The sequence below is a fragment of the Zarconia sp. genome (assembly GCF_057467645.1).
The window spans coordinates 1-13,594 of sequence record NZ_JBRJXU010000031.1; the positions used below are offsets into that span (position 1 = coordinate 1).

Genomic DNA, 13,594 nt, shown 5'->3' on the forward strand with positions numbered 1-13,594 from the left:
CCTACACCCCACACCCTACACCCCACCAGCTCTCCATTCCCTTAAGCTTCGCTATCGTCGGTCAGACTCAGACTCTGTTCGAGCAAAAACTTTGTGGCATCGAGCGCCTTTAGGGGGGCGGCAAACAAGTAACCTTGCATTTGCTCGCAGTGCAAACTCGACAGTAAGTCCAGTTGGTATTGAGTTTCAACCCCTTCTGCAATCACTCGTAAATTCAGTCCGCTACCCAATGCCAGAACCGCAGAGACGATCGCCATATCTGGAGAGCGATCGTCTAGATCGTGAATGAACGATCGATCGATTTTGATCGTATGGAAGGGCAATTGTTTGAGATAGCCTAAAGAAGAGTAGCCGGTGCCAAAATCATCGAGTGCCAGATGAATCCCCATCTCTTGTAAACCGAGCAAAATGGGACGGGCCATCTCGATATTTTGCATCAGCGTCGTTTCCGTAATTTCTAACTCCAAAAATTGGGGATCTAAACCGGTTTCTTCGAGAATGGTGGCAATCTCCTCGACGATCTGAGGATGCTGAAACTGTCGCACCGACAAGTTGACGGACATTCTCAGATGCCCGAATCCAGCAGCGTGCCAGGCTTGATTTTGAGCGCAGGCCGTCCGCAACACCCACTCGCCAATGGGAACGATCGTCCCGGTTTCTTCGGCGATGGGAATAAAGCGATCGGGGGAAACTAAACCAAAATGGGGGTGATACCAGCGCAGCAAAGCTTCCATACCGGTAATTTTGCCCGTGGTGATATCGATTTGAGGCTGGTAGCACAGGCAAAACTCATCTCGTTCGAGGGCTTGATGGAGGGAATTTTCCAAACTCAGCCGGATCGACGCTTGAGAATTCATGGCGGGCATATAGAGTTGGAAGTTTTGCCGACCCTGCTCTTTGACGCGGTAGAGGGCCACATCTGCGTTTCGCAGCAGGGTTTCGCTATCCTCACCATGGTCGGGATAAATGGCAATCCCAATACTACTGCCGATATACAGTTCGCGATCGCCGATCTCAAAGGGCGTTTTCAGGGTTTCGAGAATGCGTTTGGCAATCTCCTGGGCGGCTTCGGGGGTTTTGAGGTAGGGCAGCAGGATGGTAAATTCGTCTCCACCCCACCGGGCGACGATATCGTTCGATCGCAGACATTGACTCAAGCGCTGTCCGAATTCGTATACTACCCGATCGCCGTTGGCGTGACCGAGGGTGTCGTTAATGGTTTTGAAGCGATCGATATCCAGGAACATCACCCCCATGGCATAGGAATGCTCCTTGGCATTGGCAATGGCTTCTGCAAAATGTCGATCGAAGAGGGTGCGATTGGGCAAACCCGTCAACTCGTCGTAGAAGGCTTGATAGTGAATCATCTGTTCGGCGTGTTTTCGGGCGGTAATATCGCGCACCATGCACAGCACTTCTTCTGCGGAGATGGTGACGTATCGCGCTTCGTAGTCGTAGAGCGCCCCTTGCATTTGCAGCTGAAATTCGAAGACCTGAATTTCCTGCGTTTCTAGGGTGCATTCGAGAGAAGATTGAAAGAGTTCGGCTGTCGCTGCTGGTAATATTTTGTTGAGAGAGCGACCGATGCCTCGCGCCACATCCACGGGAAACTGAAAATTAGTTGGGGCTTTGAAATCAACGAGTTTGCCGTGACGATCGACGCGCAACATGGCGTCGGGAATGGCGTGAACTAAAGCGCGGTTGGTGGCTTCGCTTTGACGCAGCGCCGAAACGGCTTCGTGGCGTTCTGTAATGTCGAAAATATAGCTGCGAACGAGCTGACTTTCCGCAATCAAGTGAATGGATTGTTCGTAGAGGCGCTCGTTGACTTGAATCGATCGATGTAATAAATTGACGTTTTGCGCTTTGAGGGTCTCGAGTAAATCGCTGAGTAAGGGGTGTTTTCGATCTTGGGCTTGAAGATTGGGGAATGCGGTCAAAGCTGCCGGATTGAGATAAGCGATCTCACCTTCTAAATTGGTTTCGATAATCGCGTAGGGAGACAGTTCGGGAAATGAGGCGAGTCGGGCGAGAGCCGCGTCGCATAATTGTTTGAGTTCGGGTTTGGGCAGAAAATGAGTTTCTGAAGGATGTCCTAATTCGGAAATGGGTGGCGGCTGGGGTGGACTGACGCGCTCTCGAACTGGGATTGAAACCTCAACCTCCGATTTGGATTCCGATTCCACTTGATAGCTGGCTTTGGCACCACCTCCAAATAAGATTAAATCTCCATGTTTGAGCTTGTGGCACAATCGTCTTTTCCCATTGACAATTAAACCGTTGGTACTTCTCTCTTGTTTGGCATCGCCATCGACAATCCAGAATGAATACTCTTGAGAGCCGGGATACTGGACGCCGAACAAGGTCGCGTGATGGCGGGAGACTAATCGGGAATGAAGCACGATCGAGTGACTGTCTTCTCGACCGATGGAGTAGGTAGAAGGTTCGAGCAAAATGGCTCGGCTGCCTTTGGGATCTTCAACGAACAAAATGTGTCGATTTTGCATAATTTGTTCCCGATCTATATCCTGCACGTCTTTCCCCTCTCTGGGTCGATCCATTCTATTCAAACATTATTTTTTTGAAACGGTTGGGAATTCAATACTTAATTTGAATGAAAAAATCTGATTTTTAAAGTTTTGACAAAACCGATCGTTTTTGATAGCAATATTCTTCAAGAAAATCTCTCGTACAAGTACTTACGTTTAATTCTCGATCTCTCTCCGAAAGATTACCGATGGTCACTCAATTCGATCGGATTTGACCCGAGACAATTTATCAATTCTTTATTCATAATGCTTAATAGGGTTGAGAAGCTCAAGCTCGGACTTGGTGCTAACTTATGCTAAAGCCGTTCGCGCTAGCCAAAATACTTTTTTGGATACTGAATCCAAATCCTCCGCGACTGTATTTCACCCAGAACTTCCCCCAAAACTTCACCCAAAGTCGATCGAGGGTTTGCAAATCGGCACAGGTCAATTTGTCCCAATCCCGATATCGAACGATCGCCCCTTCTGCCGGTCCGATGAGTTTGAGTAATGACACGTGAGGTTGGATCTCCATCGGGATTTTCGCGTGTGGTGAATCATTCAGGCGAACGATCTCCAACCCCGTTCGGTCAACTCGGAACATCTGGGATGAGAGGGAGTCTGAATTTTTAATTCTCTCCCCCTGTTTCTTCCTAATGGTGAGACTAAGCCCCCTCGCGCAGCTTATCTAACACGCTGCGATCTTGGAGGGTTGAGGTATCCCCGGTTATCTCCTGCCCCGCGGCGAGGTTGCGCAGCAGGCGGCGCATGATTTTGCCCGATCGAGTTTTGGGTAAATCGTCGGAAAAGCGAATTTCTCCGGGACGGGCGATCGCCCCAATTTCCTTCACCACATGTTGTTTGAGAGCTTTGTCGAGTTCCTCACCGGCATTGTAGTTGCTTTCGAGGATGACGAAGGCCACGACGCTTTCCCCTTTCAAATCGTCCGGTTTACCCACCACAGCTGCTTCTGCTACCGCCGGGTGAGACACCAAAGCCGACTCGATTTCCATGGTTCCCAGGCGATGCCCGGAGACGCTAATCACGTCATCCACGCGCCCCATCACCCAGAAATAACCATCTTCGTCCCGACGGGCACCATCCCCGGCAAAATACAGGTATTTCCCGTCTTTGGGGGGAATGTGTTCCCAATAGCTGCGGCGGAAGCGATCGAAATCCCCGTATACCGTTCGCATCATACTCGGCCAGGGATGCTTGACGACGAGATACCCCCCCTCGTTATCGGCAACGGAATTCCCATCTAAATCTACGACATCGGCAATAATCCCCGGAAACGGACGGGTTGCCGAACCGGGTTTAGTTGGCGTTGCCCCCGGTAGCGGTGTCAGCATAAATCCGCCGGTTTCCGTTTGCCACCAGGTATCGACGATGGGGCAGCGTTCGCCACCGATGACTTGGTGATACCACATCCAAGCTTCCGGATTGATGGGTTCTCCCACGGTTCCCAAAATCCGCAGGGAGGATAAATCTCGCGCTTTGGGTAAATCTTCCCCCATCTTGATAAATGCCCGAATCGCTGTCGGGGCGGTATAGAAAATCGTCACCCCGTATTTTTCCACCACATCCCAGAAACAGCCGGGGTTGGACGGTCGGGGAACCCCTTCGTACATCAGGGATGTTGCCCCGTTCGAGAGGGGTCCGTAGACGATGTAGCTGTGTCCGGTAATCCAGCCCACATCGGCGGTACACCAATAGACATCGGTCTCTTTGAGATCGAAAGTCCATTGGGTTGTCATGTGGGTGTAGAGATTATAGCCGCCGGTGGTGTGGACGACACCTTTGGGTTTGCCAGTACTACCGCTGGTGTAGAGGACGAAGAGCATATCTTCGCTATCCATGGGTTCGGCGGGGCAGTCGGCGGAGACGGTTTGTTGCAAATCATGCCACCAGCGATCGCGTCCCGCTTCCATGTCGATGGCTTCGACCGTGCGTTTGACGACCAAAACGTTGGTGACGCTGGGGACGGCATCGTTGGCGAGGGCTTTATCCACTTGGGCTTTCAGGGGAACGATCGAATCTTTGCGATAGCCACCATCGGCGGTAATCACCACCTTGGCTTCCCCGTCGGCGAGGCGATCTCGCAAGGCTTCGGCACTGAACCCGCCAAACACGACACTGTGAACGGCCCCGATGCGGGCGCAGGCAAGCATGGCAATGGCGGCCTCGGGAATCATGGGCATATACAAGCCCACCCGATCGCCTTTTTGGACGCCTAACTGTTTGAGAACGTTGGCCATCTGACAGACTTCCCGGTGGAGTTGGGCGTAGGTCAGAGTCCTCGAATCCCCCGGTTCCCCCTCCCAGATGAGGGCGGCTTTATTCTTGCGCCAGGTGGTAAGGTGGCGATCGAGGCAGTTATAGGAGATATTGATTTTGCCCCCCGAAAACCATTTAGCGACGGGGGGTTGCCAGTCGAGAACGCTCTCCCACTTCTCGAACCAATGGAGTTCTTTTTCGGCGAGTTCTGCCCAAAATGCCGCTGGATCGGCCGCGGCGCGATCGTAAATTTTTTGATACTCCTCCATGCTCGAAATTCGAGCATCTCGCGCGAATTCCGGCGGGGGGGAAAAGGTTCGTTTTTCTTGCAGAATCGATTCGATGGTCGGTTGAGACATGGTTGCGATTGTAATGGGTGTTACTATTCAAAACCATTTTCTCCTCGGGTGCGTCGAGTCTAATCTTTATTTTTGTTGTCTCGATCGTCCTCTCGGGCGATCGGTTGGAGAGAGATTTGACGAGTTGACGTTAAAACTATTGTCAATTTTTGTTAAATAAATATAAATTTATTGTATGTTTTTAAATCTTTTAAAAGACCAGTGTTTCGGGAAAATCCGTTGAATCTCGTAAGAACTCGAAATTCGATCTGTGGGATCTCAAAACAGGAAAAACGCGATAGATTAGTATCTTGGGGGGATTAACTACGCGCGAAAACTCGGGTACACTGAAAGTAGGTTATAAAGTAACAGTTTCCTCAGTCACCGTAAGATCGCGCCCTTGGCAATCACCTCAAGGATGCGGTAAAGAAAAGAAACACGTCGGTTGACATAAACTGACACTCCTGAACGAAGCGCCCCTTGAAAACCGAAGTTCGCACGACAGTCAGTGCGATGAGTACGGCAAATCGACGGACTGTTGTATCGAAATTGATGCGCTTCGGTCGCGAGAGCGCCTGGGGTGTTACTCGCTCTGACGGTATTGGGTGCTCTACAAAACTAAACTCTTGACCGGACACATTCACAAACCAGAACTCATGTAGGAAGCGATCCGGATTTGGAGGTGAAACTTCCGTAACTGACTCCTAAGAAAGGCCACAAACTCGTGCAGAGAATATCGCAAAATTTTGGTGACATGGTGTTTAATCAAACTCAACCGATCTCAAAACCGGGAGAGGTTCGCATTGTGGAACGACGACAAAAACTCGAGCAGTTGCATCAACTTCTGCAAGATAGCGATGGGGGTCAATTTATTGCCCTGGTGGGTCCGGGGGGGATCGGTAAAACCGAGTTACTCAAACAATACGTTCAGCAACATTTTAGTGATTATCCCGGCGGAATTTGCTGGCTGAGCGCCACGCCAACCCTGCCTTTTGTTGCCGAAATCCTCCAGTATACCCGCTTGCGGATGCGCTGGGCCGTCCCGCATCAAGAAGACGATCGCCTGCTGAGTCTGTCCCAGCAGGTGGAATGGTGCTGGCGACATTGGCAACCCGCCACGGAGGACGTGCTCGTGGTCGTCGATGAAGTCAGCGATTTAGAACGTTGTCGGCAGTTTTTACCCACGGCCGATCGGTTTCACGTGGTTCTCGCCACTCAAATCGAAACCCTCGACGGTCAGTTTTTCCCGATTTATCTCGATCGCCTCTCGCCTGTTGAGGCGCGACAGTGTTGGATGGCACAAGCCCAGGTCGATGAAATTGTGCCGGCGATGGGTTCGGTGTCGGATCTCGACGATCTGTGCGAAGCCCTCGCATTTTCTCCCCTGGCTTTAAACTTAGCCGGACGCTACTGGCGGCAGCATCGGGAACTCACTCTCCCGGAATTCTTAAAACGGTTGCACGCCCAAAAACTCCTCGACGGCGTTCGCATTCGCCGCCCGGATTGCCAAGACTTGGCAGTGCGCACCATTTTCGAGTTGAGCTGGGATACGCTCACCCCAACGGCAAAAAGAATCGGTAAAGTCCTCAGCTTGTTCGCATCCACCCCTATTATTTGGTCTTGGCTGAAAGCAATTTCCGAAACCCCGGACTGGTCGCCTGAGGAAGTGGATCTGGCGAAAAAGCAACTCGAAGCCACTGGCTTTATCGACCCCCAGGACGATGGCGGTTACTACTACACCATCCATCCCCTGATTCGCGAGTGCTTGCAAGAGAAATTCGATACTCTCAGAAGCGATCGAGCTATTGCCCTCCAGCAAACCGTGGCCCGAGCCATATCGAGCAGCGCCCGGGACATTCCTCAATCTCCCCACCCGAGTGATGTTGCTCCTTTTGAGTTGACCGTTCCCCATTGGGTAGAAGTGGCCGATAATCTGACTCCCGTCCTCGAAGATGGAGAGTTGACCTGGTCGTTTATCGGACTGGCTCGATTTTACGCCGCTCAGGGTTTGTACGAACTCGCCCTACCCTGGGGGGAAAAATGCCTGCAAGCGGTGATGAATAAACTGGGTGCAGAACACCTCGATATCACCACCAGCTATAACAATTTGGCCTATCTTTACAAGTCTCAAGGACGCTACCAAGAAGCAGAACCCCTCTACGCCAGAGCGTTGATGCTACGAAAACGAATTCTGGGGGAAAATCATCCCGATGTAGCCACCAGCTACAATAACCTCGCTTCTTTGTACTACGCTCAAGGTCGTTACCGGGAAGCGGAATTTCCCTATGCCAGAGCGCTCATGTTACGCAAAAAGATTCTCGGCAAAGAGCATCCGGATGTGGCGACGAGTTACAACAATTTGGCGTCTTTGTACTACGCCCAAGGTCGGCTCAAAGAAGCCAAACGCCTCTACGAAAGGGCTTGGGAACTGAGTCGAGATACTTTGGGACCAAAGCACGCGAGAACCCAAATTTTTGAAAAAAATCGGCAAATTTTTCAGTCTCAGTCCCAAGGGGGTCAGATGTGGCTGGAAAAGGCGGGTTTGTGGTGGCTGGCGGTTGCCTTACTGTGGGTTGCCGTGTCGATCGTGCGATAGGTCGTCGGCTCGAATGTCTGAATGCTGAGGGGTCAAGGGCGCAGCCATGCTGACAGGGGCTTGCGGTCGTGCGCTCCATTATCTGCCCATACACGAGTGATATTAAGTTCGTTTAAATACTTATAATGACCGTTGAGGTGAGCTTCAGGGGCTTCGGGAGTTTCGGGAGAATACATTCAGTAATTGCGCCTAATTGTAACGAATTATCCGAACTTGAATATGATGCGATCGACGTGAATTCTTAAGGACCGTTACAATTTTTTACAACTTGCAAGAGACTTACTCCCGTGGCGATTTCGATAGGAGTACGTGCCCTCAATGGGTGAAGAACGAGGGGGATTTTGTTAGGGTACGGGGGAAGCTTTGGGGAGTCAACCCCGCTCGACGTGCTGAGAATTGCCCCTAACGTGTTAAAACAAGAAAAGCTCGCGCAACCGAGTATTTATACCTACTCTGTATCGATATCGTTTTATGAGTGCTGTGCCTGTCGATGAAAGTTCTTGCGTGCTGGTGGTGGAAACCGATGAAACCCTCGCCCAAAACGTAAGCTTGGATCTCAAATCCTCCGGTTATTCTCCGATTGTTGCCCGAGATGCGACGAGTGGCTTGCATCAAGCTGAGGAACTGCAACCGGGATTAGTCGTCGTCGAACGCACCCTTCCGGGGGAATCGGGTTTGTGGTTGTGCGACGCACTCCGGAAACAGGGCAATCGCGTGCCGGTATTGGTGATGTTGGGCAACGATAGCGTGGACGAACGGGCGGCTTGTTTGGGAGCGGGGGCCGATGACTACCTGCTCAAACCCTATCAAACCGATCGATTTCTCCAACTGGTGAAATTTTACCTCAAACCGAATACCCAAGAGGTCGATCGACTGCGATTTAGCGACTTAATTCTCGATATCTCTACCCGTCAAGCCCTACGGAACGATCGCACCATCGATTTGACGATGAAGGAATTCGAGTTACTCAAATTCTTGATGGAACATCCTCAAGAAGTTTTAACCCGCGAACAAATCTTAGAAAATGTCTGGGGTTACAACTTCATGGGCGAATCGAACGTAATTGAAGTTTACGTTCGCTACCTGCGCTTGAAAATCGAAGGACACGATCGAAAGCGACTGATTCAAACCGTGCGCGGCGTGGGATACGTTTTACGAGAAAGCTGAAATGTCAACATTAGACATCTGGATAAAAAGGGTTAAGGGTTAAAGGGGAAGGGGGAAAGGGATCGGGAATTGATGACTGAACCATAGAAATTGATTTTATTTTTGATTTATACCAGATGTCTATTCAGCCTTCAGCCGTCAGCCGTTAGCTTTTAAGAGATGTGCGGGAAAATAACGTACCCATTGTAGGGGTCAAGGGCCCTTGACCCCTAACCTGAATCTAGAGCGAGCGGGTACTTTATTTCTTTGCAAGTCCCTAAGCTTTTAAAGCATTCCTGGCGCTGAAATCGCCCGCTGAGAGCAGACAATAGTTAATGGCAAATTCACAATTACCATTAACGATGCACGATCGCTCCCTAAAACTGCTATTTGTTTCCACCTCTGTCGGAGCTTTGGGGTCTGGCTTGGGGGGTGGCGTCGAATTGACGCTGTACAACATGGTCAAAAGCCTGAAAAAACGGGGTCATACCGTTTGCACCCTCGCCCCGGAGGGTTCGGTTCTCGATGGGGTTGACATCGTCGAGATTCCCGGGAAACTGCAAATTACCGCCCAAAGTCAAGATCGCCAAACTCCGATCTCCCTCCCCGATAACTCGGTGTTGGGGAATATGTGGGAGCGCGCTCGGCAAATTCAAGGGGAGTTCGATCTCATTTACAATTTTGCCTACGATTGGTTGCCTCTGTTTCTGACGCCGTTCTTCGACCGTCCCGTGCTTCACTTGGTGAGTATGGGGTCTTTGAATGCAGCCATCGATCGCATCGTCGAGCAAACCATGACCCGTTTTCCCGGTCGCCTCAGTTTCTACACCCACACCCAAGCCGCCACCTTCGGCTTTCGCGAAAACTACCCTTGCGTGGGACAGGGGTTAGATTTATCTCTCTACCAGTTTTGCCCCGAACCGGGTCCTCACCTCGCCTGGATGGGACGAATTGCCCCGGAAAAAGGACTCGAAGATGCGATCGCCGCCGTCGACAAACTCGGCATTCCCCTGAAAATTTGGGGCAAAATGCAAGACGAAGCCTACTGGCAGGAGATTTGCCAAACCTACCCCAACGCACCGGTGGAGTACGGCGGATTTTTACCCACCGAGAAACTCCAACAGGAATTGGGACGCTGCCGGGGATTGTTGATGACCCCCCGTTGGGTTGAAGCTTTCGGGAACGTTGCCATCGAAGCCTTAGCCTGCGGGGTGCCGGTGATGTGCTACCGGCGAGGGGGCCCTACGGAAATTATCCGCGACGGCGAAACCGGTTGGCTGGTAGAACCCGATTCCGTAGACGGACTGGTGGAGGCGATCGAAAAGTTACCCCAACTCGATCGCCGCACTTGCCGCCAGCAAGCAGAAACAGAGTATTCCCTCGCGGCCATGGGAGAACGATTGGAAGCCTGGTTTCGGCAAGTTCTATCGCACTATCCTGACCGGATCGATAGCAACGTGTAATAAATAGTGCAAGGGTTGACCGGGGACTCTTCGGCGATCGAATGACCTCTGGGGCAATCCAATCCCTTTCCCATCCAGGTGGGCAGGGACCAATGTGGTGAGAGGGGAAAGACGGAGATAGCAGAGCAGATCGCGGAGATCCCAGATCGTGCCGGTCGCCGCATCGTTATCAAACAGGTGGCATCATTCCAATCCTGAAGGCTGTAGCTTTTTGCAAGAGAAAACATTGATGTCCATCGCAAAATCCACTCAACCCACATCTATTGGGGGATTGTATGTTGACCCTTCCCACGAACCAGGACTCTTTCCCCTGCAACACACCACGGTTATCGCCCGCATCGCGGGGAATCTCGCTCGGGTTCGAGTACGGCAAACCTTTGCGAATCAGAGCGATCGGTCTTTAGAAGCCACTTACGTTTTTCCGTTACCCTGTAAAGCGGCCGTCGATCGATTTGAAGTCTGCATCGGTCACCGCACGATTGCCGGTCGGATCGAAACCCGAGAAACGGCCTACCAAATTTACCAACAAGCCAAGCACGCCGGACGCACGGCAGGATTGCTCGAACAAGAACGAGACAACCTCTTTACCCAGTCCATTACCCATATTCAGCCGGGAGAACACATCGAAATTCACCTGTGCTACACCGAACTCTTACCTTGGGATGGGGGAGAGGGGGAGTTTGTGTTCCCCACGGCGATCGGACCCCGTTACATTCCCGGAAAGTCGATCGCCTCGGGAACTCTCGATACCGACCTGGTTCCCGATGCCTCGCGAATTTGCCCGCCTTTGTTACCGGTGGATACTCCGTCTGGGACCCGTTTGGATCTCGATCTGGAAATCGATGCGGGATTCCCCATCGAGGAAGTGCGATCGCCTTCTCACGAGATTGAAATGGACTGGGAAGGCGATCGGGTATGGGTGCGTCTGGCGGCTGGAGATACTCTTCCCAACCGAGAACTCGTTATCCATTATCGGGTTGCCAATCCCCATACTCAGATGACGGTTTTCACTCAAGCCGACGAACGGGGGGGACATTTTGCCCTTTACGGGATTCCCGCTTTAACCTACAACCGCGAGGAGATTTTTCCCAAGGATGTCGTATTTCTCGTCGACACCTCCGGATCGCAGATGGGGGACCCCCTCGCCAAATCGAAAGAATTGATGTGCCGTTTTATTCGCGGTCTCAATCCCGAAGATACGTTTACGATTATCAATTTTGCCGATACGGCCAAACAACTCTCCCTGGTACCGTTGGCCAATACACCTCTCAATTGCGATCGAGCTATCGAATACATCCAAAACCTGCACGCTTACGGCGGCACCCGGATGCTCGGTGGCATTCGGGCGGCGATCGAGTTTCGGGAACCCCCACCGGGACGATTGCGCAGCGTGGTGATGCTCACGGATGGGTATATTGGTAACGAATGTGCCATCCTGGTGGAGGTTCAGAGCCAGTTACAACCGGGCAATCGCTTGCATGCGTTTGGGGTGGGGAGTTCTGTAAATCGGTTCCTAATTGAGGGATTGGCTCGGGTGGGACGGGGAATTTCGCGGGTGGTGCACCCAGACGAACCCACGGAAGCCGTGGCAGAAGAATTTTTTCGCCAAATTAACAACCCGGTGCTGCGGGATATCGAGGTGACCTGGGAGGGGGAGGGAGAAAATCCGGATATTTACCCAACGGTTATCCCGGATTTATTCGATCGCCAACCCCTAACCCTATTCGGACGCAAAACCGATCGACGATCGGGAACGTTGCAAATTACTGGAGTCACTGCCCGTGGAGACCGCTACGAACGCCGCATCCCGATCGATTTCGAGACTGGAGGCAACGAGGCGATCGCTCAGTTGTGGGGGCGATCGCGCATCGAATACCTGAGCGATCGCATGTTGGACTACGAGAAAAAATCCTATGTCGATGCGGTGACTCAAACCGCTTTAAGCTATCAGTTGTTATCCGGGTACACCGCGTTTGTTGCCACCAGCGAAGAGGTGCGCGTCGATGCCCCCCACGATCGCATTTCGATTACCGTCCCCGTGGCACTGCCGGAAGGATTGCGTTACGAGGGATTGTTCGGAATGTCGGAAGCTGCAGCAATTTTGGGGGGGTTGCGCGGTTCCCCCAACTTAGACCCGATACAGACGCCAGCGACCTCCCCATCAACGGGCAATCGTCGATGCAGATCCGTTCGCAGGGGGGCGAAGCGGACAGATAAACCGCCGCTGTTTAAGCCTCCACCGTCTCGAGCGAGGGTTTTTCCTCCCCCCGCATCGCTTGAATTTACCCCCTGGGAACGGTGCGTTTTAGAGCCGCTCCTGGAAGGTTTGACGAACGGGGAAATCGCCCATCGCCTCAATCGGAGCATTCGCCAAATCGATCGAGAGGTTCGCCACCTTTTGGCTAAAACCGGAACTCGTTCTCGGGCGCAACTGATTCGCGATCTTTGCCGCGGGGGGCGATCGCCGGTACGGTCGAGTTCGGAAAATTCGTTACCATCGAGCGCAATGAGTGAATCGGCGATTCAATTCTCTCCCGACCTCCGAGATGCCTCTAATACTCGATCGAACTGGAACGGTCGATATTTCACCAAACTCAATACAACCGCATCCCGCGACATCGCCCTCGTCGAAATTTCCGGCTTGGGGGAAACCGCCAGCCACCAACTGACCCAATCGCTGCGCCGTCTCGATCTGCGCGCCACAACGGCCGGTCAGATGACCTTCGAGGCGATCGTCCAAAATGGGCGCGTGCTGCGGGTGGTTTGGGATGACAAAGCCTCGACTCTCGAAGACCCCAGGGCGATCGATTCTATCCGGGCTTTTTTGCAACGGTGGCCGATCTCGATCGACTCGGGAAGGATTCGGATCGCACTGCGGTGGATTTAGTAGAACAGCAAATCGGGAATGAGGAGAAGTTCTTTGAATATCGATCGACTCATTCCCAGCTCAATATCCATCTTATAGCGCGTCTCACACTCATGAGGTAAAGAGTTTCTGGTTTTAGGGAATGGGGAATGGGGAACGGGGAATAGGAAATAGAGTTTGGGTGTACCTCCGCCTACTGAGAATTACTATAGATGTGGATGTAATGTGAAATTCAATATTTTTTTCGAGTATATCGAATAAATTGAGAAGCCTTGTATTTGTATAAACCTATTGCCATGGATCGAACAATATCCGATCTCGATCTTAAATTCGGTGATTTTACGTATTTACATAAATTGCTATTTCATAAATTACTAAAA

At 51.8% G+C, this 13,594-nt stretch carries 7 protein-coding genes; 4 read left to right on the forward strand and 3 right to left on the reverse strand.

The features are described from left to right. Positions 1-41: 41 nt before the first annotated feature. From AC2215_RS04830 to acs, 3 genes are all read right to left on the reverse strand, one after another. On the reverse strand, positions 42-2,507 hold the full coding sequence (locus AC2215_RS04830; RefSeq protein ID WP_486808828.1) for an EAL domain-containing protein: 2,466 nt from the start codon (positions 2,505-2,507) through the stop codon (positions 42-44). Between the two features lie 328 nt (positions 2,508-2,835). Further along, a complete protein-coding gene (locus AC2215_RS04835) occupies positions 2,836-3,063 on the reverse strand; it encodes a GUN4 domain-containing protein (RefSeq protein ID WP_486808829.1) in 228 nt (75 codons plus the stop codon). Positions 3,064-3,193: 130 nt separating this feature from the next. Beyond that, positions 3,194-5,164, reverse strand: a complete 1,971-nt coding sequence (gene acs / locus AC2215_RS04840) for an acetate--CoA ligase (RefSeq protein ID WP_486808830.1) — start codon at positions 5,162-5,164, stop codon at positions 3,194-3,196. Between the two features lie 784 nt (positions 5,165-5,948). Here acs and AC2215_RS04845 point away from each other — a divergent pair. The 4 genes from AC2215_RS04845 to AC2215_RS04860 all read left to right on the forward strand — a co-directional run bounded on the left by AC2215_RS04845 (position 5,949) and on the right by AC2215_RS04860 (position 13,235). Then, positions 5,949-7,739 carry a tetratricopeptide repeat protein gene (locus AC2215_RS04845; protein WP_486808831.1) on the forward strand — a complete coding sequence of 597 codons (1,791 nt, stop codon included), beginning with the start codon at positions 5,949-5,951 and terminating at the stop codon, positions 7,737-7,739. 471 nt (positions 7,740-8,210) lie between these two features. After that, the gene (gene nblR / locus AC2215_RS04850) at positions 8,211-8,906 is read left to right on the forward strand and encodes a response regulator transcription factor NblR (RefSeq protein ID WP_486808832.1); all 696 of its coding nucleotides are present in this window, start codon (positions 8,211-8,213) and stop codon (positions 8,904-8,906) included. A 341-nt stretch (positions 8,907-9,247) separates the two neighbouring features. Next, positions 9,248-10,348 carry a glycosyltransferase family 4 protein gene (locus tag AC2215_RS04855; protein WP_486808853.1) on the forward strand — a complete coding sequence of 367 codons (1,101 nt, stop codon included), beginning with the start codon at positions 9,248-9,250 and terminating at the stop codon, positions 10,346-10,348. Between the two features lie 229 nt (positions 10,349-10,577). Further along, positions 10,578-13,235, forward strand: coding sequence for a VIT domain-containing protein (locus AC2215_RS04860; protein WP_486808833.1), 2,658 nt, complete (start codon positions 10,578-10,580; stop codon positions 13,233-13,235). The last annotated feature ends 359 nt before the right edge of the window (positions 13,236-13,594 follow it).

Excerpts from the sequence above, each read along its gene's own strand:
- AC2215_RS04830 (WP_486808828.1), bottom strand. The coding sequence starts at position 2,507 with ATGCAAAATCGACACATTTTGTTCGTTGAAGATCCCAAAGGCAGCCGA.
- AC2215_RS04835 (WP_486808829.1), bottom strand. The coding sequence starts at position 3,063 with ATGGAGATCCAACCTCACGTGTCATTACTCAAACTCATCGGACCGGCA.
- acs (WP_486808830.1), bottom strand. The coding sequence starts at position 5,164 with ATGTCTCAACCGACCATCGAATCGATTCTGCAAGAAAAACGAACCTTT.
- nblR (WP_486808832.1), top strand. The coding sequence starts at position 8,211 with ATGAGTGCTGTGCCTGTCGATGAAAGTTCTTGCGTGCTGGTGGTGGAA.
- AC2215_RS04855 (WP_486808853.1), top strand. The coding sequence starts at position 9,248 with ATGCACGATCGCTCCCTAAAACTGCTATTTGTTTCCACCTCTGTCGGA.
- AC2215_RS04860 (WP_486808833.1), top strand. The coding sequence starts at position 10,578 with ATGTCCATCGCAAAATCCACTCAACCCACATCTATTGGGGGATTGTAT.